Below are 22,005 nucleotides of genomic sequence, written 5' to 3' on the forward strand. Positions count from 1 at the left end.
CTAGAAAGACGCTCGCCCTGCGTCAAGGCCTAGGGAAAACTGGGGCCAGAGGAAAAGTTGTTCCGGGCGCCGCGCAATTTATGCCAAGTGGAGTATTTCATGCCTGAGGTCATTTTCACCGGTCCGGCCGGCCGTCTGGAGGGTCGCTATCAGCCCTCGAAGGAAAAGAGCGCGCCGATTGCCATCGTCCTGCACCCGCACCCCCAGTTCGGCGGCACGATGAACAACAAGATCGTCTACGACCTCTTCTACATGTTCCAGAAGCGCAATTTCACCACGCTGCGCTTCAATTTCCGCGGCATCGGCCGCAGCCAGGGAGAGTTCGACCACGGCACCGGCGAGTTGTCCGACGCCGCGGCGGCGCTCGACTGGGTGCAGTCGCTGCATCCCGATTCGAAGAGTTGCTGGGTTGCCGGCTATTCGTTCGGCTCGTGGATCGGCATGCAACTTCTCATGCGCCGGCCGGAGATCGAGGGCTTTATCTCGGTCGCGCCCCAGCCCAATACCTATGATTTCTCGTTCCTGGCGCCATGCCCGTCGTCCGGCCTGATCATCCACGGCGACGCCGACAAGGTCGCGCCGCCCAAGGACGTGCAGGGCCTGGTCGACAAGCTGCACACGCAAAAAGGCATTACCATCACCCAGAAGACCTTGCCCGGCGCCAACCATTTCTTTGCCAACCATGCGGAGCTTCTGATCGAGGAATGCGCGGACTACCTCGACCGCCGGCTGGCGGGGGAACTGTCCGACCCACGGCCGAAGCGGCTGAGATAGTCGGCGATGTACCAACCGCCCCACTTCCAGGAAACCCGGCAGGACGTCCTGCACGGGCTGATCCGGTCGCATCCGCTTGGCCTGCTGGTCTCGAACGGCGCCGAGGGGCCAATCGCCAACGCAATTCCCTTTCTTCTAGATCCGGATGTGCCGCCGAACGGCAGGCTGCGCGCCCATCTGGCGAAAGCCAATCCGCAATGGCGGCTTTTGGCCGACAATCCCCTGGCGCCGGTGCTGGTCGTCTTCCAGGGCGCCGATGCCTATGTGACGCCGTCCTGGTATGAGACCAAGCGTGAAACCGGCAAGGTGGTACCGACCTGGAACTACGCCATCGTCCAGGTGCGCGGCATCGTCACGGTGATCGAAGACCAGGATTGGCTGGCCGGGCAGATTTCCGATCTGACGATGTCGCAGGAGGGCAGCCGCTCGGCGCCATGGGCGGTGACCGACGCGCCGGCACCCTTCATCCAGTCACAGATCAAGGGCATCGTCGGCCTGGAAATCGAAATCACCGAAATCAGCGGCAAGTGGAAAGTCAGCCAGAACCGCCCGGCCGCCGACCGCATCGGTGTCGCCGAGGGGCTCGAGAGCGAGACCGCCAACTCGGCCGACATGGTCCAGCTGGTAAGGTCCTACGGCGGGCTGGACGGCAAGTAGTCTTGCTTGCTCGACCGGGTTCAGGCCGGTGGCGGGCTCAATCGACCTTGGTCATCGCCGCCTTGCGCTCGTTGGCGATCAGCCAGAGATTGCGGATATAGATCAACAGGCCCATGGCCTGGCCGGCGATGAACACCGGATCCTGACGCTGGATGGCGTAGATCAGCAGCAGGCCGCCGCCGAACAGCGAAAAGAACCAGAAGGCAATCGGCACGACGCTGCGCTTGGCTTTTTCCGACGCCACCCACTGCACCAGAAAGCGCATGGTGAAGAAGAACTGGGCGACGAAGCCGAGCAGCACCCAGGCATCGAATTGCTTGACGAAAACATCGTGAAGCCAGGTCGCCAATTCCTGAAGCACGTTACCCATGCCTGATTTCCTCTACTTTGGGCATTCTGCGGCGCCTGCGGCGCAGCCACCAGACGCCGGCAAGATCGAGCACGCCCTGAAGGCCGCGATCGAAGATGCCGTAATTCGATTTGCCGTGACGGCGGGAGCGGTCGACGACATCGCAATGGACGACGCGGTAGCCCTCCTGGATGACCAGCGCTGGAACAAAGCGATGGGTGCCGTCGAAGAAGGGCAATTTCCGCAAAATGTCGGTGTGAATCGCCTTAAGGCCGCAGCCGGTATCCCGCGTCTCGTCGTGCAGGATGGCTTTTCTCAGCCCGTTGGCAAAACGCGACGCCAGTTGCTTGATCTTGCTGTCGCGGCGCTTCAGACGCTGTCCCTGCGCGGCCCCGACTTCGGGACCAGCCTGCCGCAGCGCGTCGATCAACACCGGAATGTAACCGGGGTCGTTCTGACCGTCGCCGTCAATGGTGGCGACGATATCGCCACGCGCCGCCCAGGCGCCTGAGCGCACCGAGAGCGACTGTCCGGCGGATTTTTCATGCCTGAGATGGCGCAGCGGAAACCGGCGAAGCGCTGCCTCTGCGGCAAGCACCGAAGGCGTGTCGTCTGTCGAGCCATCGTCGACGACGATGACCTCGAAGTCCCGCCCGGCCATGGCAGTGCCGATCTCGTCGAGCAGAAGCGGCAGGTTCGCCGCCTCGTTCCGGCAAGGAATGACGATGGATATCTCCGGCATCTCGACTCTGTCACAGGATATGGCATTCGATCGATGCCGCGCGGTCCAGAGGAAAAGCCCTGCTGGCGCGGCGCCTCATTACGCCAGCCGAAACAACGACGCAAGCAGGCCCCACGCTATCCGCGCGGACGCAAATCCTGATTCCACTTTTGCTGATCGCGCAAAGCCATCCAAAGCGCGATCGGACGCAAAACCGGATTCCACTTTTGCTGATTGCGCTTGAGTGCTAAACGCCGGCCTTCACGCATACCGTGCCGCGTTCGGCCGGAAGCTTTTCGGGAAAGAAAATGTCCGCCTTCAAATCCGATTTCCTGCGCACCATGAGCGAGCGTGGTTTCATCCACCAGACCTCGGACGATGCCGGCCTCGACCAGCTTTTCGCCACGGAAACGGTGAGCGCCTATATCGGCTTCGACGCCACCGCGAGGAGCCTGCATGCCGGGTCGCTGATCCAGATCATGATGCTTTACTGGCTGCAGCAGACCGGCCACCGGCCGATCGCGCTGATGGGCGGCGGCACCTCGATGATTGGCGATCCGTCGTTCAAGGACGAGGCGCGCAAGCTTTTGACGCCGCAGGATATCGAGAACAATCTCGCCGGCATCCGCCGCAACTTCACGCCCTATCTCAAATTCGGCAGCGGCCCGAACGACGCCGTCATGATCAACAATGCCGACTGGCTGATGGATATCAACTACGTCAATTTCCTGCGCGATGTCGGCCGGCATTTTTCGGTCAACCGCATGCTGGCCTTCGATTCGGTCAAGCTCCGGCTGGATCGCGAGCAGTCGCTGTCGTTCCTCGAATTCAACTACATGATCCTGCAGGCCTACGACTTCGTCGAGCTCTACAAGCGCCTCGGTTGCCGGCTGCAGATGGGCGGCTCCGACCAGTGGGGCAACATCGTCAACGGTATCGATCTCGGCCATCGCATGGAAGGCGCGCAGCTCTATGCGCTGACGACGCCGCTGCTCACCACCTCCTCTGGCGCCAAGATGGGCAAGTCCGCCTCGGGCGCGGTCTGGCTCGATGCGGAGATGTTGAGCCCGTACGCGTTCTGGCAATATTGGCGCAACACCGAGGATGCCGATGTCGGCCGTTTCCTCAAGCTCTACACGACCTTACCGCTCGCCGAGGTCGCGCGCCTCGAACGGCTCGGCGGCTCGGAGATCAACGAAGCCAAGAAGATCCTCGCCACCGAAATCACCGCCATGCGACATGGCCGCGAGGCGGCAGAGGAGGCCAGCGAAACGGCGCGCAAGACGTTCGAAGAAGGGGCGCTCGCCGAAACACTGCCAACAGTCGAGGTGGGCAGGGCCGATCTTGAAGCCGGCGTCGGCATATTGTCGCTGTTCGTCACCGCCGGGCTGGCTGCGTCCAACGGCGAGGCACGGCGGCATATCCAGGGCGGCGCCATGCGCCTTAACGATCAGCCCGTGTCAGACGATCGCAGGATGGTGACGCTGCAGGATCTGGGGCCGGAAAACGTCGCAAAGCTGTCCCTCGGCAAGAAGAAGCACGTTCTGGTGCGGCCGGTCTGACCAGGGCCCGCCCTTCCTGTTAGATCTTTTCCGAAACCGGTTTCATCTTGCGGCGCTGGACCTTAGGTTCGGAATCACGGCCGAGGTTAATCAGCTAGCTCCCGAGAATGGCCGAGATGCCATTCGTCTCATCGATCGGAAGGAGCAGGTAGCGCAAATTGCGGACGTTCTGCGGCGCTTCGATGAACGTCTTGTTCGGGGCCGGAAGCGGACCGCCTGCTCGTAGAAGCGAGATTTATACAAGCTGACATTAAGTTCCGCGCGAGCAGCCTCCTGATCTGATCCAAAACGGTCCTTGCCGGGACTGATCCATTGCCTGAAAGCGGACGTAGGTAGAATCGGTGCGCCTGCCCCGGCTTAGGCGACGTTGCGGACGTCCGTTCTCCAAAGTTGTTATGCCGGGTGGACGGGGATGCACGTGCAAGCTGGGGTCAGAACGGGTTATCAACGCGCTTGTCCGCAGCAAGCGCTTCATAATCATGCAATCGCCTCTGTTGTGCGTGACAGGAGGTCTTCCGCCAGCCGTGACGCGGCCTCTCGCGCATCCTGGCGAGCCGCATGATCAATATCGGGTCCAAAGAGGGTCTTCTGGATAATTAGACTGCGGACATCTTCGATACCGATGAAGCGCAACCACGCTTCTATATAAGGTTTTTGAAAATCGAAGCGCTGCGCCGGAGTGATAGATTGCGCTGCATAGTCGAGACCTCGCGCGTAGACGACCACTGCGATCTTATCCCGGAGCAGTCCTCCGAACCCGCGTTCAGGATCGAACGAGAAAAGGATGTCCTTCTGCGATACCAGGTCGATGAAGTGCTTGAGCTTGTAGGGAATGCTGAAATTCCAGAGAGGCGTCGACAGCAGGACAATATCCGCCCAGTGCAGTTGTTGCGCCAACTCTTGCAATGTGGCCCATGCCTGCTGTTGAGAAGGGGTAAGCGGCGCGCCGCTGAGCCCCGCATATTTGGCCAACATCGCGTCCTCACCGAATTCGGGGAGGTCGACATCCCATAGGCTGAGCGTTGAAATCTCCAAGTCGGGTCGCCGAGCACGATAGGTTTGAACAAAGGCGTCGGCGACCTCACGCGAGGCGGAACGCTCTTTGCGGGGCGAGGAAACGATATGCAGTAGCTTGGTCATGGACCACCCTTGCTCATTGTGATGAACCACATTGCGTCATATTTCAATTCGATATAGAAATTGAGATTATCGACGATATTCATCATGGATCACAATATATGTTGGAATTGGTCCTGCTCAGGACGTTCGTCGCCGTGTCCGACGAAGGCGGCTTCAGTCGGGCAGGAGCGCGACTGAACCTTACGCAGTCGGCCGTCAGTGGGCACCTGCGCCGTCTCGAGGAGCAGGTCGGAAAGCCCTTACTCAACAGGACGACGCGCTCGCTGGAGATGACACCCGATGGCGAGCGCCTGCTCGCCTATGCCCGGGCGATGCTCGCCCTTAACCGGGATGCTTTGGCCGATCTGGCGCAGGCACCCTTTCACGGCAGAGTTCGCGTCGGCCTCTCGGAAGACTTCGCACAGGTCCCCATCCTTCGCGCCTTGCAGGCATTCGGCGCTGATCGCCCCGGATTGCAGGTCGAGGTGCAAGTCGGGATTCCGAGTGCGCTCCTCTCGAAGATGAAGGAGGGCAACATCGAACTGGTGCTCGGATCACAATGTGAGGGTGAGGAGATGGGGCGCCTCCTGTGGCGCGAGCCTCTTGTCTGGGCATGGGCGGATCGTACCGGCGTGAATCTTCCGGACCCGCTGCCGTTGGCTGTGTTGCCGGAACCTTGCCCCTACAGGGAAGTTGCTCTTGAACGGCTTGCCAAGGCCGGGATCAGCCAGCGCACGGTGATGATCTGCGCAAGCAACTCCAGCCTGAGGGCGGCTGCCATCTCAGGCTTTGCTGTAGCGCCGATGATCGCCAGTCAGCTGAGAAACGGCCTGGTCAGGGTACCCGAAAGCCACGGTCTGCCAGAGTTACCAGAAGCGGAGTTCAGGCTATTTGCCGCATCGAACGGCGATACCTCCGTCCTCGAAGAACTGGCGGAGGCCATCATGAATGCCGTTCCTCGAAGGCACGCTGGCGAGGAGTGATCTGAACTCGCACCGACGTCTGCTTTATGGCTAGTTCCGAATGTCCAGAAATGGCGCAACCGCGACCTCCATCATGGTCACTAACTATGTCTGCTGTCAGGCAATGGTAACAGTCACCTCAATGGCCGAGATTGCGGCGCAAAGCGGCCATTTAAGCCCGGGCTGACGTCAGTCGCCTTTGGATCATGGGCGTGAATTCGCGGGCGGACGAGCGGCCGGTTGAGATCAAAACTCGGTCGCTCGAGGTAATTGGGTTTTGACCTCACCGATACTCGAAGATCGACCTGAAAATCCCGGGCGCTATCACCGATAGCGGATTGACCTCCAGGTTAGGCTTGTTGGCGTTGCCCTTGAGCCTGTAGGTGACGCCGATCAGGCCGCGGTCGCGGCCGTTGCCGAGCAGCGCACCGATCAGCGGCAGTTCGCCGAAGATGCGGTTTACGCCGTACGCCGGCATGAACGTGCCGGTCATATCCATGTTGTTGTTCTGGTCGTAGAGCGTGCCCTGGAAGGTGGTGCCGATGCGCGAGCCGCGCAGCACGCCGTTGCGCAGCTTCAGATAGCCACTGCCCTTGTCGATCTCGCTGAAGCCGCGCTCGAATTTCACCCTCGACGTGTCGAGATTGCCTTTGACCGCCTCGTTGAGGCTGCGGCTGTCGCCAGCCGGCGTCGTCGACACGATCGAGGCGAGCTTCGGCTCATTGACGACAACGAAATTCCTGGCGTCGACCTGGCCTTTCATCGGCCCGTCGGCAGCCCCGGTGAGCGCCAGCGTGATCGAGCCGCCTTCCATGTGCTCGTAGATGTTGAGGAAGCGCAGTATGGCGCCGGCGTCGGCCGACTTCATGTTGAGCGTTCGCAGGCCGCCGCCGGTCGTGTTGCTCACGGTGATCGCGGCTCCCGAACTTGCGGTGGCGCTCACCTTGAGCCCGTTCACTCTGGAGCCGGCGGCGCTGTAGTCGAGCTTCAAATTCGACAGCACCTCGTCGTGGAAGCCGGTCAGGGAGCTGACGTCGGCGCTGACCGAGATCGCATCGACGCCGGTGGTCTTGGTGGCGGTATCGACATCGGACGTGAATTGCTTGATCAGCGAGCGTGCGTCCAACGCGCTGCCGCTGACCTCGACCGCATAGGCCTTGCCCGACCGCTTCACCGAGACGGCGACGTCGTCGCCCCTGTTCAACGTGACCTTGCTGAAGCGGGCCGAGGACAAGGTGCCGTTAACCAGCACGGCGCTGCCGTCGATGGAGAAGGTCTTGCCGTCGAGTTCGAAATTGGACAGCGTCGTGGTGTCGCCGGTCTTCGCCATGGCGAAGACGACCTTGGCGGGAATGCCGGGGCCCTTGCTCCAGCCGGCCCAGGGAATGTCCAGCCTGGCATTGGTCAGGTCGGCCGACACGTTCTGGTTGCCGGCGCCGCTCTTGTCGATCGCCACCTTGATGGTTCCGGAAAGCAGCGTCGACAGGCCAGGCATGGCGCTGGCGCGCGTCTTGTCGTCGAGCACCAGCGCTACTTTACGACTGCGCGGCGGGCCGCCATCCCGCAGCGGCTCAATCAGGTCGAGCTCGGCCGGAATCCCGTTGAGCAGTGCCTTGGCCGAGATCACCGCCCGGTCGGGCGCGACCGTGATCGAGCCGTCGGCTCGGCTGACCGTCTGGCCCTCGAACGGCTTGCCCAGCGACAGGTCCTTGTAGTCGAGCGCCACCAGCCAATCGAGTTTGGACGAGTCGACACCGGACTGCAGCGGAATATCAGCCTTGACGTGGCCGGTCACCGTGCCGGACAGGTCGTCCGGCAGCAGGCCGACATGGCGCATGGCGTTGATCGGGTCAAACGATGCCAGTTCGGCGATTGCCGGCGCCTCGCCGGCGACATCGATGTCGAGCGCGCCGATCACCGGCGGATGGTTCGCCGCCTTGACGGTAAGCGTGCCGTTGCTTGCCGCCACGGTGCGGCCGCTCGGCATATAGACGCTGCCCGAGGACAGCGCGACGTCGACGTCGTTGCCGTGGAAGCCGACAACGCCGACGGCATCGCGGATCGGCGGAATGCGGCCGGCCGTATCGAAGCGCGATCCTTCGACCTGGAAACGGCCGAACACTTCATCGGCGGAAAGCGGCACGCCGTTGCCGAGCCGTCCGGGCACGACCTGGAATTGCAGGCTGCCATTGGCGACGCGGCCGCCGAACAGGTTCTTAAGCACCCACAGCCTGGCATTGCGCGCCGAAAACCACGGCCATAATTGCTTGACGTGCGAGACCGGCATGTCGTGGACATTGAGCGCCACCGATATGCCCGGCGCCTGGTTGGCGACGAATGAAACCGAAGCCGTGCCCAGCACTTCGCTGCCGGGTCCGGACCGGACGCCGATCTGCTCGGCGATCAGCTTTTGGCTCGTCGGCTGGTAGACGCCGGCAATACGGGCGATGAAGCTGAGCGCCGGCTCCGGCGAATCCGAAGGCGCCAGGGTCGAACCGTCGCTGGTGAGGTCGTAACGATAGGATGGCTCCTCGCCGGCTGTGCCGGTAGCCGGCTTCGGCCCGATCGAACCGGCGAAATCGAAGGTCGAGCGGCCGGTTTTCAGCAGCAAACTGTCGACCTGGATCTTGTTCGACCCGGCGACGAGCGTCGCATCGAGATCGATATCGGCCGGAAGCAGGCCGCGCGAACCGAGATCGAGCACCGATCCGGTCAGCGACAGGGCAGCGGTCAGCCGCGAACCGTTGTCGCCGGTTCCTTCCGACCCCGCCAGCTTCAAGGCGATCGCACCCAATTTGCCACCTGCCGCAGTGTCGGCGTCCGCTGCCTGGATGCTGGCGTCCAGCGTGGTGATGCGTCGCGTCGCCGGATCGCGGGTGGCGGAAGCGGCGATGGTGAGCGCCCTGCCGTCGACATCCGCGTCGGATGAAAACTCCATGCTTCCCGGTCCCGATTGCGAGACTGAGGCGTCGGCGATGGTGACCGACTCGACCGATCCGGCCTCGGGCAGTGCCAGCTCGACGTTGCGCAGATCGATCTGGCGCATCGAATCCTCGCGCACCGCATCGAGCGCACGGTTGAGGTTGGCGAAGACGGCGGCGGAAAGTTTTTCCGGATCGATGAGGCCGTCCTGGTTGCGCAGCTCCGCCGTCCAGTCACCGCCGGACGGCATTGCCGCCATGACGATGTGCGCGTCGGAAATCCGGGCGCTGGTCAGCCGCACCTCGCCCGAAAGCAACGGGATCAGCCGGATGCCAAAGCGGACCCGGCCGGCGTCGGCCATCGGTTTTCCGTCGGCGGTCTTGAGGCTGACGTCGCTGACCTGCAGCGCAATGAAGCTCGACCCGTCAAGCGTCAGCCGGGCCGGCCCGACGGCAACGTCGACATCGAAGCCTGCCAACTTCTCGATTGCCGTTTCGGCTTCCGCGCGAAGCCGCTCCGAGCCGAAGCCGGACACGCCGATCGCGTAGACGCCGGCGGCAACCAGCAGCACAAGGGCGACGAGGCCGGCAAACAGCCGCGCCATCAAACGGACGCCGCGACCGATCGACGCCTGGCCGAGCGGCGGGACGCGGCACGCGGACGGAAAGGTTCCCAGGTCGGTGATCTCGTCACGCCTGAACCTGATCTTCTCGTGCTGCGGTAGCTCCTGATCCACGCAATCTTCCGTTGAAACGAATTCGATCGTGGACGAATCCCCGCTCGACATTATATCGGTGCAGCCTGGCGCGTAACTTCAAACAAGGGCATCGGTATGGCTGACCTCGACGTGGGCGATGTTGCGCCGCAATTCGATCTTCCGCGCGACGGCGGCGGTTCACTCAGCCTCGCCGCATTGCTGGGAAAACCCATCGTACTCTATTTCTACCCACAGGACGACACCACAAGCTGCACCAACGAGGCGATCGGCTTTTCGCAGTTGAAGCCAGAGTTCGAAAAGGCCGGTGCTGTCGTCATCGGGCTCTCGCCGGACAGCGCCAAGAAACACGACAAATTCAAGGCGAAGTACGATCTGAGCGTCGATCTTGTTGCCGACGAAGAGCGCAAAGTGATCGAGGCTTACTATTTGTGGGTGGAAAAGAAGCTCTACGGCCGCACCTATATGGGCGTCGAGCGGGCGACGTTCCTGATCGGCCGCGACGGGCGCATCGCCAGGATCTGGCGCAACGTCCGCGTCAAGGGGCACGCCGAAGAGGTGCTGAACGCGGTTCGCGCTCTTTGATATCTGCGCCAGGCCGCCGCAATTCGATACCCGTTTTGCGCGAAGACCTTTGCCTGTCGTTCGATCCGGCAAAACTTTGTTAACCCTAATAATGTGTAATCAGGCTCGTCGTTGGTGTCGTAACGAAAGCTTGGTCCCGTGAACGTAGCCAGTCAGTCAGCGGTCTTCGGCAGACGCAAAGAGCCCCACACGGTCATCATCGCCCGGGGCGACCAGATAAGGCATTTCACCATACGCCCGTGGCTTGCGGCATTTTGCGGCTCGGCGCTGGCGGCGATCGTCATTGGCTACCTGCTGGCGACGTCTTATCTGGTGCTGCGCGACGACCTGATCGGCGCCACGACGGCGCGGCAGGCGCGCATGCAGCAGGCCTACGAAGACCGCATCTCCGCACTGCGCAGCCAGGTCGACCGCATCACCAGCCGCCAGCTACTCGATCAGCAGCTGATGGAAACCAAGGTCAGCGAGCTGCTGGAACGACAGAGCCAGCTCAGCCTGCGTCACGGCCGCCTCGGCCCGATCCTCGAACGAGCCGAAAACCAGGTCGCAACGCCGCCCGTGCCGACGGCAAAGCCGGACGAACATGCCGACGCGACAGGCAGCATCCAGCCGATGGCCTATTCCGTCGCCAGCCTTGCTGCCCCCCTTGCCGCTCCTGTGGGCGTTGACGACACCAGGCCGTTCTCACTGTGGTCGACCCGCGCCGATCCGCTGCCGAGCGAAAGCGCGGCCGACCGGGCAGACAAGCTCTTCGTCTCGATCAACAACTCGCTGAAGGCCATCGAGAGCCAGCAGCTTACCCGCATCGCCACACTTGCCGACAATGCCTACAAGAGCGCCGACGCGATCTCGCAGGCGCTCGAGGCCGCAGGCCTGCCCGTCGACAGCGAATTCGAAAAGAGCGACGTCGGCGGCCCGCTGATACCACTCGACAGCTCGTTGGTCTTCGACAGCAAGGTCAAGGAGTTGGACGAGGCTCTTGACGCGCTGGATCATCTTAAAAAGGAAGCGCGGCGGCTGCCGCTCGCCAACCCCGCGCCCGGCCATAGCGTCACCAGCCCGTTCGGCGTGCGCACCGATCCCATCCTCGGAACGGCCGCCTTGCATTCCGGCATGGATTTCAGGGCGCCGGTCGGTATGCCGGCCAAGGTCACGGCAGCCGGCGTGGTCGTCAAGGCCGGCTGGAACGGCGGCTACGGCCGCATGATTGAGGTCGACCACGGCAACGGTTTTGTGACGCGTTACGGGCATCTCAGCGAAATCGACGTCGCCGTCGGACAGAAGCTCGATACCGGAGACATCATCGGCAAGACCGGCAACAGCGGCCGCTCAACCGGCCCGCATCTGCATTACGAGGTCCGCCACAACGGCGAGGCAATCGATCCGCTACGGTTTCTGACCATCGGCAAGAAGGTCGAGCGGTACCTCTAGGGAGCCGGGCTGCTCCCTTCGGGCTCGGCATGACGCCAGATTCGCTCTGCACGGGCTGGTCAATTTTATTTTTGAATTCCATTTGACTGAATAAATCTTCGGTGCCAGTCTAGCCTCTCTCGGGGGCACAAGGCATGGCACTGCGGGGAACCAATCAGGAGTTCGGGCGGCCATATAATCGGCGTATCGTGCTCGAATCCATCCGCCTTCACGGACCGATTGCCCGCGGCGACATTGCAAGACGCGTCGGGCTCACCGTGCAGACGGTGTCGACTATCGTTCGCGAGCTGGAAGAGCACGGTTACGTGTTGTCGCTCCGCGAAGAGCCCAAGGGGCGCGGCCTGCCACCGGCGACGCTGCGCATCAATCCGGAAGGCGGCTATGCCGTCGGTATCCACGTCACCCCGCTGGGCATCAATGCCGCCCTGATCAACCTAAGCGGCGATGTTATCGAGAGCACCTACCGCGAAGCCCCAAATGCAACGCCCGACCACGCTTTCGAGCTGATCGGCGCCATGGTGCTCGAATTGACGGCATTGCGGCCCGGTGGCCGCGTTCTCGGCATCGGCATGGCGCTGCCCGGACCGTTCGGCGTGGAGTCCATGAGCTTTGTGGGGCCGACCACCATGACCGGCTGGAAGGATGTGGCGCTGCGCGAGCGGCTGGCCGCCTCAACCGGGCTGCCGGCCTTTTTCGAAACCGACATGGCGGCGGCGGCTATCGGCGAGCGCCTCTACGGCCTCGGGACGGCGTATTCCGAATATTACTATCTCTATTTCGGTGTCGGCCTCGGCGGCGTCATGGTGCATGATGGGGCCGCATTGCGCGGCGCCTGGGGAAATGCCGGCGAGATCGGCCACATTCCCGCTGTGCCGGGCGGCGAGCCGTGCCCGTGCGGCAATCGCGGCTGCCTCGAACGGTATCTCTCGCTCGAGGCGCTGCGGCGCCGCAAAATCGCCGACGCCGCGTGGGTGAGCGAGATTGCGCCGATCTTCCGCAACGCCGTCACCATCATCGAAAACCTGTTCGACCCCGAAACCATCATCCTCGGCGGGCTGGCGTCCACCGACCTGCTCGAAAGGCTTGCCGGCGCGGCCGCGCACCTGCCCAATTCGGTCTCGGCGCGAAGCGATCGCACGACGCCCCGCGTCAGCGTCGCACGCGGCGGCCAGCATGCGGTGTTGCGCGGCGCCGCCGCACTTGCCGTTTCGGGGGTGCTTTCGCCGCGCTTCGGCCAGATCTTCACCGCCGAACGCGAACGCGGTCGGGATCTCTTGCATAACAAGGGGATCGCGGCATGAGTGAACCGCTGCTGGTGCTCGACAACGTCGCCAAGAATTACGGCGCCATCGAAGCGCTGAAAGGCATCAGCTTTTCGATCGGCAAGGGCGAAGTGGTGGCGCTTCTGGGCGACAACGGCGCCGGCAAATCGACGCTGGTCAAGATCATTGCCGGCGGCCTCGAGCCGACCTCCGGCCGCATGCTGTTCGAAGGCAAGGAATTCCTGGCCAAATCTCCCGCCGAGGCCAAGGCCGCTGGGATCGAGACGGTCTACCAGGACCTGTCGCTTTGCACCAACGTCGACGTGGTCGCCAATTTCTTCATGGGCCGCGAGATCACCAGGAAGGTTCTCGGCATTCCGGTACTCGACGAGCGCGCGATGGAGCAGGTGGTACAAAAGGCACTGGCCAGCGCCGGCACTCGCATTCCCTCGCTTCGCACCAATGTCGAGCATCTTTCCGGCGGCCAGCGGCAGGCCATCGAGCTCAATCGGTTCGTGCATTTTGGCGGCAAGCTGGTGCTTCTCGACGAGCCGTTCGCGGCGCTCGGCGTCGAGCAGACGCGGCGCGGCCTTGACATGATCCGCCAGGTGGCGAGCCAGGGCATCGGCGTCGTCATCATCACCCATATCATGCAACAGGCCTTCCAGGTCGCCGATCGGATCGTGGTGATCCGGCAAGGTGTCGTGGCTGGCGATGTCGCACGCAACAAAACAAGTCCCGACGCGGTGATCAACATGATCACCGGAGAGACGCTCGCCGGTGCCGGACCGGCGAACTGAGGGACAAATGAGGGGTCCGGCGCAAGAGGAGCGAACGACATGAAGAAAATACTTCTTTCCGTCTTCGGTATCCTGGCACTGGCCTTTGCCACGCTCACGCCGGCATTCGCTCAGTCGAAGGGCACCGTCTACTACATGGTGCCGACATTGCTCGATGAGTTCCAGACCGGCTCGGTGAGCGCGCTGGAACTGTTCCTGAAGCAGGTCGGTTACGAGATGAAGACGCTGAACGCCGACAACAAGACCGACGCGCAGCAATCGCAGATGAACGACGTCATCGCGCTGAAGCCGGCGGCGATCATCCTTGCCGCCGTCGATTTCAATGCGCTGAAGCCGTCGGTCGAGGCGGCCCGTGCCGCCGGCATCCCGGTCGTCGAGTTCGACCGCCAGATAACCTCGACCCCGTCCGACTTCACCTCGGTGGCCGGAACCGTCGAGATCGGCTACGTCGCCGCCGATCAGGCGCAAAAGCTCCTGACCGCGAAGAACGGCTCGGTGAAGGGCAAGATCCTGCAGGTGCTCGGCGATCCGGGCGACCCCTACACGCTCGACATCCAGAAGGGTTTCGAGGAGAAGATGAAGGCGTTCCCGGACGTCAAGATCATCTCGCTGCCGGCCATGCAATGGGAGGCCAGTAACGCCGGCACCATCGTTGCCGACCAGATGCTCGCCAACCCCGACATCGACCTGATCTTCAGCCACGCCGCGCATCTTTCGGTCGCCGCCGTCGCCTCGCTCGAGGCCGCCGGCAAGAAAGCGGGCGACGTCATGCTGATGAGCTCGAACGGCGCTCCGGTCGGCCTCGACCTGATCCGCAAGGGCTGGCTCAATGTCGAAGTCGAGCAGCCGCTCTACGCTCAGGCTGCGGCGGTCGCGATGTTCATGGACAAGGTGGTCAGCAAGCAGGAGATCAAGCCAGGCGAATATGATGTGCTTGGCCTGAAATCGACCCTGACCAAGGAAGCGTGGGGGCCGAACATCAAGATCCCCGGCGCTGCGATCACCAAGGAAAACGTCGATAACCCGGCCTTCTGGGGCAACATGAAGCCGCCGACCGAAACCATAAAGCCGGTCGAATAGCGAACTCACCAGAAGCTCCGGGCCATGCCGGCCCGGAGCCCTGCCCTGCAGCTCCGGTGCGTTCGAATGGACGCGCACGGGAATGCTGCAGCAATTTTCAACCGCGCCTGATAGTCCGAAAACCGGGTGGTTTTTCGGGGTCGGCGCCAACCGGATCCTGAGATGAACCCCCGCACGCGCCAAACCCTCGAGTTCATCCTCGACAATCTCGTCTGGTTCATGCTGGTCTTCGTGCTGGTGGTCTTTTCCATCCTTATCCCGAACTATTTTCAGCTCGGCATTTTCGCGAACATCATCGAGGCGTCGAGCGTGCTCGGCGTCATGTCGATCGGCTTGGCGCTGGTCATCATCGCCGGCCATATGGACCTGTCTGTCGAATCGGTGGCGGCGCTCAGCGCCATGGCGGTCGGCATTCTGTTCTGCTCGTCGGGCATCGGCCTTGGCATCCAGTTGCAGCCGCAATGGCTGATGGTTCCGGTTTCGCTGCTCATCGCCCTTGCCGTCGGCGGCCTCATCGGCGTCATCAACGGCTACCTGGTGGTCAAGGTGAAGATGAGTGCCTTCATCATCACGCTGGCCTCCTACATCTGGGTGCGCGGCCTGGTGCTGGTCATTTCCGGCGGCCGGTCGGCACAGGACCTTGCGCCGGCAATCCGCTGGTTCGCCATCCAGCGCCTGGGCGGCCTGCCGCTGACCGCCTGGATCGCCATCGCCTGTTTCATCGTCTTCTCGCTGATCATGGCCAAGACGCCCTTCGGCCGGCACCTGGTCATGATCGGCGGCAACGAGACTGCGACCTTTCGCGCCGGCATCCGCGTCAACCGCAACCTGGTCATAGCCTTCGTTCTCGCCGGCGCCATTGCCGGTCTTGCTGGCTGGCTGCTGGTAATCCGCACCTCCGGCGCAACCGCCAATCTCGGCGTCGGCCTGTTGTTCAATGCCTTCGCCGCGGTCGTCATCGGCGGCGTCAGCCTGAAGGGCGGCGTCGGCACCTTGCCCGGCGTCTATGCCGGCGTGCTGCTGCTCTCGGCCATCAACACGGCGATCAATTTGATGGGCCTGCCGGCCAACTTCACCCAGGTGATCCACGGCCTGCTGGTGCTCGCCGCCGTGCTGCTCGACGCATTCAAGCAGACCATTCGCCAGAGGCTGGCATGACCGGCCGTCTGGAAGATAAGGTCGCGCTGATCGTCGGAAGCGCACGCGGGATCGGCAAGGCGATCGCACAGCGCTTTGCCGAGGAGGGCGCGAAGCTGGTCCTGGCCGATACCGAGGTTGAGGCCGGGCAAGCGACTGCGGACGAGCTTGGCGCCGCCTTCATTCGCACCGACATCTCGCAGATGGCCGATGCCGAGGCTGCTGTTGCACTGGCGCTCGACCGTCACGGCCGCCTCGACATCATGGTGCAGAATGCCGGAATCTATCCTTGGCAATTGCTGGAAAACACGAGTCCCGACGATTGGGACCGGGTCATGGCGGTGAACTTGCGTGGCAGCTTCATCGCCGCACGCGCGGTGCTGGTGCCGATGAAGGCACAGCATTTTGGCCGCATGCTGTTCACCTCCTCCATCACCGGCCCGCACGTCACCAGCCCCGGTCATGGCCACTATTCGGCGACCAAGGCCGGTATCAACGGCCTCATCCGTTCGGCGGCTCTCGAATTCTCGGGGTACGGCATCACCGTGAACGGCGTCGAGCCCGGCAACATCCTCACCGAAGGCATAGAGCAGCATCGCGGTGCGGCCTTCATCAAGAACATGGAAGACGCCATCCCGCTCGGCCGTCTCGGCAGCCCACGCGATGTGGCCAATGCCTTCCTGTTCCTGGCCTCGGATGACGCCGGCTACATCACCGGCACGACCATCATCGTCGACGGCGGGCAGCTTTTGCCCGAGGGCAAGGATTTCCGGCTGCTACCGCCATGATCCTCGATTTCGGCGGCGGTTTCTTCCTGCGCCGGGCGACCGCCGCCGATCATCCGGCACTTGCGATGATCTGTCTCAAGACCGGCGATGCTGGCAAGGACGCCAGCGGCCGACAGGACGACCCGGACCTGCTCGGCCTGCTCTACACCATTCCCTACCAGGCCCTCGAACCCGATCTGGCCTTTATTATCGATAGCCCGACAGGTGCGGCCGGCTATCTGCTTGGCGCAGCCGAAACAGCCGCTTTCAATGCCAGCCTGGCATCAGACTGGTACCCGGACCTACAGCGGCGCGTGGCAGACCCGGGACCCGACAGCTCGCGCTGGCGTGGCAGCGACTGGGCGCGGCACCGGGTCCATCATCCCGATTTCGCTGTCCCGCCTGCGCTGACCGCCTATCCGTCGCACGGCCATATCGACCTGTTGCCGCAAGCGCGCGGGAAAGGCATCGGCAGGCGCGCGATGGCGTTCCTCGAGCAGCGCCTTGCCGCGAGCGGCTCGACCGGCATTCACCTCGAAGTCATGCCGGAGAAGGATGCTGCGCTGAAGTTCTATAAGGCGATTGGATTTGAGGTGGTGCAGGACGCTGATTCATCGAAGCGTTGTGTTTATGTGGCGAAACTGATTGCTCACGCTCCGGCGATTGCAGGCTGATCTGCGACAAGCCAATCGCCCAAGTTGCAAAGAACCGGGAGGCCGATGGAAGTACAATGCTGCCGTTCTGCAGCAGCCAGTTGCCCCGTGTGAACACCTTTGCCGCGGGAACGAAACCTTCCTCGCGTGCTCCACCGCAGACACGAAAGTCACCAGCATCAACACAGTGCGGGGCTAATTCGAGTGTTGGCGGAGCGGCTACTAGTTCACTGTGGGCGGCAGGGGAACATTCGCAACCGTTTCCCCGGCCACGATCGAGAACACATAAAGCAGATAGATCGCTAACACCAACAGCGCGAGGAATGAGCCGCTGGCCAAGATTCCCGCAATCGTGGCGCGGCGATACGGTTCGCCTTTTTCCTTCTTGAAGGTGTCTTCTGCGCTACGGGTTGTCTCCACAACCCGTTCGCCCGGAAGCCGGTTTCCTTCAGCCTCCTTAGATATCTTATCGGCGAGATCTCCTGCGATCACCGCATCATCCGGAAGATGACTCGCAAGCCATCCAGGAATATTTTCGCGCCCACCCATGCCCATGTGCAGTAAGATTTTAGCTTTCTTTTGTGCTCCCTTAAATTACTGTAAGCTTTAACTTTCGGCAATCGTTTGCCACCCAAGGAGCCAGCAGATCAGACTTAGGTCCCATGGGAAAGACAAGTTCGATCAGACCAAAGTCCTACTGTTTATGCGCCCACCCCGGACTGTGAAGCGTTTGGCAGCGGAGATACCGCAACAACCACGAAACCACTAGTTGCGTCGATCGCTGGTTTGTTTGCCGGGACAACTCAGTATCGAAGGGTCCATCTGCACTACGGGGGGACCTTAGCGTCGACAGACCACGTGCCTGTTAGCCAATCTCGATACCATCACTCTCGAGAGGCCTGCCCTGGCTCTGCGACCTCTTCACCAGCGAATGTGACGCCTCGATCAGCCGACGCGATAGGGCGATCGTGTAGCGAAGCTCTTCAATCAGCGCGGTTCCGTGTTCAGTGGCCTGACGAGCACGTGCTACTTGGTTATTGTCGGGCTTCCGAGGGAATTCTTTCACGCTCCGACCTCCAAACCACGCCGACATTATCGCGAAGACCAGTGCCTGGCAACGAAGAAGCCCGCCGCGTCTTTCCGATGCGGCGGGGCGATCAAGCAGAAATGATAAGGGATGCCAGATAGTTGCGTCTACCAACCGCCAGTTGGACGATTTCTGACAGTGCAGGCGTGTGAACCGGACATTGCAAAAAGACAATGCCTGAATGAACACGTCGATGGAAAGTGGTGGGCGATGACGGGCTCGAACCGCCGACATCTTCGGTGTAAACGAAGCGCTCTACCAACTGAGCTAATCGCCCGCTCCGGGCCGGACCTTTAAGCAGTTAGGACCGGCTTCGCAAGGCCAAATGAACGGCCAGTGGCTTGGCCGGGAGCCGGTTTCGGCAACAAAGTTCGGCTTGTCAAAAAACCTTCTCCTGTTTGCTGTTATGCTGTCCGGGTCCGCTTGACACCCGGTGGCTTACCCCTTATCCACCGCCCCAACGACGAACACGGCTGACACGTGCTCGTCTATGCGCGGGTGTAGCTCAGTTGGTTAGAGTGCCGGCCTGTCACGCCGGAGGTCGCGGGTTCGAGCCCCGTCACTCGCGCCATTTCTCCTTAGGGCCACGTGCCCTTGATGTCGGAGAAATGTCGACGTTGATTTGTCAAAAATCATCTTCTTTCGTGACCCAGTCCAGGTCCATTCCTTTCGAATTCTGGCATTGATCCTCATCCATCGACCTGCCCGCCTGTTGTGGTCAAGCCAGAAGACAATAGCTTCTCGGACAAGAGCCGGGTCTAACCCATTCGCTCCCGCTCGGGCTTCACCCCTTGGCGAGCAGTGCCTCGACTTCCTGCAGCGTCGGCATGGACGGCGCGGTGCCCGGGCGCGTCACCGAAATGCCTGCGACGGCGCAAGCGAAGCGCACCGCCTGCAGGGGTTCGATCCCGCTCGACAGCGCTGCGGCCAGGCCGCCATTGAAGGCGTCGCCCGCGCCGGTGGTCTCGATGACCGGGCCGGCGGCGACCGCAGCGACATGCTCGGAACGGTCGGCCGTGTGCAGCAGCGCGCCCTTTTCGCCGAGCGTCACGACGACAGCGCCCACGCCCTTCTCGAGCAGGCTGTCGGCGGCACGGCGGGCATCGTCGATGGAGGATACCTTGATGCCGGTCAGTTCCTCGGCCTCAGTCTCGTTCGGCGTCACATAGTCGCAAAGTGTATAGATGCGGTCCGGAAGCTTGGCCGCCGGCGCCGGGTTGAGAATGGTGGTCACCCCTGCCCCGCGCGCGATCTCCAGCGCCCGCATCGCCGCCTCGATCGGCTGCTCAAGCTGGGTGACGAAGACGCCGGCCGCGCGGATCAGGCCGGCATTTGCCTCGATATCGGCGGGCGAGATCAGCATCGCCGCACCGGGGCTGACGATGATCGCGTTGTTGCCGCTCGTCTCCTCGATGAAGATATAGGCGGCACCGGTGTAGCTTTCCGGCGTGTCGATGACGGCGCTCTTCACGCCGGCCTGCGACCAGGTCTGTCTCGCCATATCGGCAAAGGGGTCGACCCCGAGGCGGGTAAGGAAGGTGACATCGGCGCCGAGCCGGCCGGCTGCCACCGCCTGGTTCGAGCCCTTGCCGCCGGGGCCGAGCGTGAAGGACGTGCCCAGGATCGTCTCGCCCATCCGCGGCTGGCGGGCGGCGCGGTAGGCCGTGTCGGCGACGAAGACGCCCAATATGACAACCGGCTTCATGACGATCGGTTTCGCCGGCATGCCCCTACTCCGCATCCGGTGGCACGACGCCCTTGCGGAAGGCAAAACAGCCATAGAAGCGGCGCTCGCCGGTCTGGATGACGCAATAGGCCTTCTTGGCGCGTTCGTAGAAGGCGTAGCGCTCGACCGAGATCATCGGCCAGGCCTTGCCCTCGGCGGCATCGATCTCTTTTTGCACTTCCTGCTGCACGGCGGGAATGTCGTCCGGCTTGCCGACGATCTCCATGCGCGCGGCCGCGTCGTCGACGAAGGTGTCCAGCGGATAGAGCGAAAGCACCGCCTTGACCACGTCGGCCGCCGGCGCATCGATGCGCAGCAACCGGCCAAGCACGGTCTGGCGCGCCACCGAATCGGACGGGAAATTGGTGTCGGCGATAATCAGATCGTCGCCGTGGCCCATCGCCCGCAGCGCCTGCAGCACATCGGCATTGAGCAGGGGATTGATTCCTTTGAGCATGGTATTCCTCGCGAAGTTTTGCTGGGGCGAAATCAGAGACGCTTGCCGGTCTCTGCGTCGAAGAGATGCACCTGGTCGAGCCGCGGTTTCAGGTGCAGTGTGTCGCCCGGCTTGAAGTCGTGGCGCTCACGGAACAGCGCCACCATCTCGCCCTCGCCGAAGCGCAGGAACACCAAAGTCTCGGAACCGGTCGGCTCGACCACCGAAATCTTCGCCGGAACACCATCTGGATGGATTTCGAGATGCTCGGGCCGCACGCCGTAGACGACATTGCGGCCATCTTCCACGGCACTCTTGGCAGCAATCGGGAACGGCGTCCCGGCGATCTCGACGACGGGCTTGTCGCCCTTGCGCACGACCCCCCTGAGCAGGTTCATCGAGGGCGAGCCGATGAAGCCGGCGACAAACAGGTTGGCGGGCCGGTCGAACAACTCCAGCGGCGCGCCGACCTGCTCGATGCGACCGTCGCGCATCACCACGATCTTGTCGGCCATGGTCATGGCCTCGATCTGGTCGTGGGTGACGTAGATGGTGGTGGTCTTCAGTCGTTGGTGCAGTTCCTTGATCTCCGTGCGCATCTGGACACGCAGCTTGGCATCGAGATTGGAGAGCGGCTCGTCGAACAGGAACACCTGCGGGTTGCGCACGATGGCGCGGCCCATGGCGACCCGCTGGCGCTGGCCGCCCGAGAGTTGGCGCGGATAGCGCTTGAGGTAGGGATTGAGGTCGAGGATGTCGGCGGCCCGTTTGACCCGCTCAGTGACCACCGCCGGGTCGGTTTTGCGCAGCTTGAGAGCAAAGGCCATATTCTGCTCGACCGTCTTGTGCGGATAGAGCGCGTAGTTCTGGAACACCATGGCAATGTCGCGCTTGGCCGGCGGCAAATGGTTGACGACGCGCTCGCCGATGGCGATGGTGCCGCCGGAGACTGTCTCCAGCCCCGCTACCATCCTCAACAACGTGGATTTGCCGCAGCCGGAAGGCCCGACCAGCACCACGAACTGCCCATCGGCGATGTCGACGCTGACATCGTGCAGAACCTTGACGGTTCCGAACGCCTTGGCCACATTGCGGATCGCGACTTGAGCCATCATTCCCCCTTTGGTTGCCGTGAAGCTAAACAACGCAAACGGCGAGGGCAAGTCGGTCTCTTATAGATAAAAAACCCATTCACGTTGACACCGCACTTCGTTGTGCGAATAGTGACAGTGTCCGGCTTATGACCCTGTTCCGGGCGCA

The 22,005-nt window shown here is 62.4% G+C and carries 20 protein-coding genes and 2 tRNA genes; 13 read left to right on the forward strand and 9 right to left on the reverse strand.

Annotated elements, in window-relative coordinates; all coding sequences use genetic code 11:
* The first annotated feature begins 99 nt into the window (after positions 1-99).
* Together NKH83_RS17280 and NKH83_RS17285 are read left to right on the forward strand one after the other, a co-directional pair.
* Positions 100-774 carry an alpha/beta hydrolase gene (locus NKH83_RS17280; RefSeq protein WP_023674683.1) on the forward strand — a complete coding sequence of 225 codons (675 nt, stop codon included), beginning with the start codon at positions 100-102 and terminating at the stop codon, positions 772-774.
* A 6-nt stretch (positions 775-780) separates the two neighbouring features.
* Positions 781-1,431, forward strand: coding sequence for an FMN-binding negative transcriptional regulator (locus NKH83_RS17285; protein ID WP_352805983.1), 651 nt, complete (start codon positions 781-783; stop codon positions 1,429-1,431).
* 37 nt (positions 1,432-1,468) lie between these two features.
* Here the strand turns inward: NKH83_RS17285 and NKH83_RS17290 are convergent, their stop codons facing one another.
* Positions 1,469-1,801 carry a lipid-A-disaccharide synthase N-terminal domain-containing protein gene (locus NKH83_RS17290; protein WP_023674681.1) on the reverse strand — a complete coding sequence of 111 codons (333 nt, stop codon included), beginning with the start codon at positions 1,799-1,801 and terminating at the stop codon, positions 1,469-1,471.
* Positions 1,794-2,522 carry a glycosyltransferase family 2 protein gene (locus NKH83_RS17295; RefSeq protein WP_352477338.1) on the reverse strand — a complete coding sequence of 243 codons (729 nt, stop codon included), beginning with the start codon at positions 2,520-2,522 and terminating at the stop codon, positions 1,794-1,796. Before NKH83_RS17295 ends, NKH83_RS17290 begins: the two co-directional genes overlap by 8 nt.
* A gap of 287 nt (positions 2,523-2,809) precedes the next feature.
* Here NKH83_RS17295 and tyrS point away from each other — a divergent pair, with 287 nt between their 5' ends.
* Complete coding sequence (tyrS, locus tag NKH83_RS17300; RefSeq protein WP_352477337.1) at positions 2,810-4,063, forward strand: tyrosine--tRNA ligase; 1,254 nt, start codon at positions 2,810-2,812, stop codon at positions 4,061-4,063.
* A gap of 477 nt (positions 4,064-4,540) precedes the next feature.
* Here the strand turns inward: tyrS and NKH83_RS17305 are convergent, their stop codons facing one another.
* On the reverse strand, positions 4,541-5,203 hold the full coding sequence (locus tag NKH83_RS17305; RefSeq protein WP_352477336.1) for an FMN-dependent NADH-azoreductase: 663 nt from the start codon (positions 5,201-5,203) through the stop codon (positions 4,541-4,543).
* Positions 5,204-5,301: 98 nt separating this feature from the next.
* Here NKH83_RS17305 and NKH83_RS17310 point away from each other — a divergent pair, with 98 nt between their 5' ends.
* Positions 5,302-6,165 (forward strand): LysR family transcriptional regulator, encoded by an 864-nt coding sequence (locus NKH83_RS17310; protein ID WP_352477335.1) that lies wholly within the window; start codon positions 5,302-5,304, stop codon positions 6,163-6,165.
* Positions 6,166-6,427: 262 nt separating this feature from the next.
* Here NKH83_RS17310 and NKH83_RS17315 read toward each other — a convergent pair whose 3' ends face one another.
* Positions 6,428-9,802: a hypothetical protein gene (locus NKH83_RS17315; RefSeq protein WP_352805988.1), complete on the reverse strand. Its 3,375-nt coding sequence runs from the start codon at positions 9,800-9,802 to the stop codon at positions 6,428-6,430.
* Between the two features lie 96 nt (positions 9,803-9,898).
* On the opposite strand from NKH83_RS17315, the gene NKH83_RS17320 reads away from it, so the two are divergent.
* The 8 genes from NKH83_RS17320 to NKH83_RS17355 all read left to right on the forward strand — a co-directional run bounded on the left by NKH83_RS17320 (position 9,899) and on the right by NKH83_RS17355 (position 17,517).
* Positions 9,899-10,366, forward strand: a complete 468-nt coding sequence (locus tag NKH83_RS17320; RefSeq protein WP_352477333.1) for a peroxiredoxin — start codon at positions 9,899-9,901, stop codon at positions 10,364-10,366.
* Between the two features lie 138 nt (positions 10,367-10,504).
* On the forward strand, positions 10,505-11,797 hold the full coding sequence (locus tag NKH83_RS17325; protein ID WP_352477332.1) for a M23 family metallopeptidase: 1,293 nt from the start codon (positions 10,505-10,507) through the stop codon (positions 11,795-11,797).
* A gap of 134 nt (positions 11,798-11,931) precedes the next feature.
* Complete coding sequence (locus NKH83_RS17330) at positions 11,932-13,098, forward strand: ROK family transcriptional regulator (protein WP_352477331.1); 1,167 nt, start codon at positions 11,932-11,934, stop codon at positions 13,096-13,098.
* A complete protein-coding gene (locus NKH83_RS17335) occupies positions 13,095-13,859 on the forward strand; it encodes an ATP-binding cassette domain-containing protein (protein WP_352477330.1) in 765 nt (254 codons plus the stop codon). Before NKH83_RS17330 ends, NKH83_RS17335 begins: the two co-directional genes overlap by 4 nt.
* 39 nt (positions 13,860-13,898) lie before the next feature.
* Positions 13,899-14,939, forward strand: coding sequence for a sugar ABC transporter substrate-binding protein (locus tag NKH83_RS17340; protein ID WP_352477329.1), 1,041 nt, complete (start codon positions 13,899-13,901; stop codon positions 14,937-14,939).
* 162 nt (positions 14,940-15,101) lie between these two features.
* Complete coding sequence (locus tag NKH83_RS17345) at positions 15,102-16,097, forward strand: ABC transporter permease (RefSeq protein WP_352477328.1); 996 nt, start codon at positions 15,102-15,104, stop codon at positions 16,095-16,097.
* On the forward strand, positions 16,094-16,864 hold the full coding sequence (locus tag NKH83_RS17350; protein ID WP_352477327.1) for an SDR family oxidoreductase: 771 nt from the start codon (positions 16,094-16,096) through the stop codon (positions 16,862-16,864). Before NKH83_RS17345 ends, NKH83_RS17350 begins: the two co-directional genes overlap by 4 nt.
* On the forward strand, positions 16,861-17,517 hold the full coding sequence (locus tag NKH83_RS17355; protein ID WP_352805997.1) for a GNAT family N-acetyltransferase: 657 nt from the start codon (positions 16,861-16,863) through the stop codon (positions 17,515-17,517). Before NKH83_RS17350 ends, NKH83_RS17355 begins: the two co-directional genes overlap by 4 nt.
* A gap of 201 nt (positions 17,518-17,718) precedes the next feature.
* On the opposite strand, the gene NKH83_RS17360 is transcribed toward NKH83_RS17355, so the two are convergent.
* Together NKH83_RS17360 and NKH83_RS17365 are read right to left on the reverse strand one after the other, a co-directional pair.
* Positions 17,719-18,045, reverse strand: coding sequence for a hypothetical protein (locus tag NKH83_RS17360; protein ID WP_254817609.1), 327 nt, complete (start codon positions 18,043-18,045; stop codon positions 17,719-17,721).
* 739 nt (positions 18,046-18,784) lie between these two features.
* Positions 18,785-18,860 (reverse strand) — tRNA-Val (locus NKH83_RS17365).
* Between the two features lie 217 nt (positions 18,861-19,077).
* On the opposite strand from NKH83_RS17365, the gene NKH83_RS17370 reads away from it, so the two are divergent.
* Positions 19,078-19,154: transfer RNA gene (locus NKH83_RS17370), tRNA-Asp, on the forward strand.
* A 213-nt stretch (positions 19,155-19,367) separates the two neighbouring features.
* On the opposite strand, the gene rbsK is transcribed toward NKH83_RS17370, so the two are convergent.
* The 3 genes from rbsK to NKH83_RS17385 are packed head-to-tail and all read right to left on the reverse strand — an operon-like array spanning position 19,368 to position 21,857.
* The gene (gene rbsK, locus NKH83_RS17375; RefSeq protein WP_352477324.1) at positions 19,368-20,309 is read right to left on the reverse strand and encodes a ribokinase; all 942 of its coding nucleotides are present in this window, start codon (positions 20,307-20,309) and stop codon (positions 19,368-19,370) included.
* Between the two features lie 4 nt (positions 20,310-20,313).
* Positions 20,314-20,766 (reverse strand): RbsD/FucU family protein, encoded by a 453-nt coding sequence (locus tag NKH83_RS17380; protein ID WP_352477323.1) that lies wholly within the window; start codon positions 20,764-20,766, stop codon positions 20,314-20,316.
* 32 nt (positions 20,767-20,798) lie between these two features.
* Positions 20,799-21,857, reverse strand: coding sequence for an ABC transporter ATP-binding protein (locus NKH83_RS17385; RefSeq protein WP_352477322.1), 1,059 nt, complete (start codon positions 21,855-21,857; stop codon positions 20,799-20,801).
* Between the last annotated feature and the right edge of the window lie 148 nt (positions 21,858-22,005).

This window comes from Mesorhizobium sp. M0909, from assembly GCF_040319515.1.
In the GTDB taxonomy this organism is placed as follows: domain Bacteria; phylum Pseudomonadota; class Alphaproteobacteria; order Rhizobiales; family Rhizobiaceae; genus Mesorhizobium.

Excerpts from the sequence above, each read along its gene's own strand:
- NKH83_RS17280 (WP_023674683.1), top strand. The coding sequence starts at position 100 with ATGCCTGAGGTCATTTTCACCGGTCCGGCCGGCCGTCTGGAGGGTCGC.
- NKH83_RS17285 (WP_352805983.1), top strand. The coding sequence starts at position 781 with ATGTACCAACCGCCCCACTTCCAGGAAACCCGGCAGGACGTCCTGCAC.
- NKH83_RS17290 (WP_023674681.1), bottom strand. The coding sequence starts at position 1,801 with ATGGGTAACGTGCTTCAGGAATTGGCGACCTGGCTTCACGATGTTTTC.
- NKH83_RS17295 (WP_352477338.1), bottom strand. The coding sequence starts at position 2,522 with ATGCCGGAGATATCCATCGTCATTCCTTGCCGGAACGAGGCGGCGAAC.
- tyrS (WP_352477337.1), top strand. The coding sequence starts at position 2,810 with ATGTCCGCCTTCAAATCCGATTTCCTGCGCACCATGAGCGAGCGTGGT.
- NKH83_RS17305 (WP_352477336.1), bottom strand. The coding sequence starts at position 5,203 with ATGACCAAGCTACTGCATATCGTTTCCTCGCCCCGCAAAGAGCGTTCC.
- NKH83_RS17310 (WP_352477335.1), top strand. The coding sequence starts at position 5,302 with ATGTTGGAATTGGTCCTGCTCAGGACGTTCGTCGCCGTGTCCGACGAA.
- NKH83_RS17320 (WP_352477333.1), top strand. The coding sequence starts at position 9,899 with ATGGCTGACCTCGACGTGGGCGATGTTGCGCCGCAATTCGATCTTCCG.
- NKH83_RS17330 (WP_352477331.1), top strand. The coding sequence starts at position 11,932 with ATGGCACTGCGGGGAACCAATCAGGAGTTCGGGCGGCCATATAATCGG.
- NKH83_RS17335 (WP_352477330.1), top strand. The coding sequence starts at position 13,095 with ATGAGTGAACCGCTGCTGGTGCTCGACAACGTCGCCAAGAATTACGGC.
- NKH83_RS17340 (WP_352477329.1), top strand. The coding sequence starts at position 13,899 with ATGAAGAAAATACTTCTTTCCGTCTTCGGTATCCTGGCACTGGCCTTT.
- NKH83_RS17345 (WP_352477328.1), top strand. The coding sequence starts at position 15,102 with ATGAACCCCCGCACGCGCCAAACCCTCGAGTTCATCCTCGACAATCTC.
- NKH83_RS17350 (WP_352477327.1), top strand. The coding sequence starts at position 16,094 with ATGACCGGCCGTCTGGAAGATAAGGTCGCGCTGATCGTCGGAAGCGCA.
- NKH83_RS17355 (WP_352805997.1), top strand. The coding sequence starts at position 16,861 with ATGATCCTCGATTTCGGCGGCGGTTTCTTCCTGCGCCGGGCGACCGCC.
- NKH83_RS17360 (WP_254817609.1), bottom strand. The coding sequence starts at position 18,045 with ATGGGTGGGCGCGAAAATATTCCTGGATGGCTTGCGAGTCATCTTCCG.
- rbsK (WP_352477324.1), bottom strand. The coding sequence starts at position 20,309 with ATGCCGGCGAAACCGATCGTCATGAAGCCGGTTGTCATATTGGGCGTC.
- NKH83_RS17380 (WP_352477323.1), bottom strand. The coding sequence starts at position 20,766 with ATGCTCAAAGGAATCAATCCCCTGCTCAATGCCGATGTGCTGCAGGCG.
- NKH83_RS17385 (WP_352477322.1), bottom strand. The coding sequence starts at position 21,857 with ATGGCTCAAGTCGCGATCCGCAATGTGGCCAAGGCGTTCGGAACCGTC.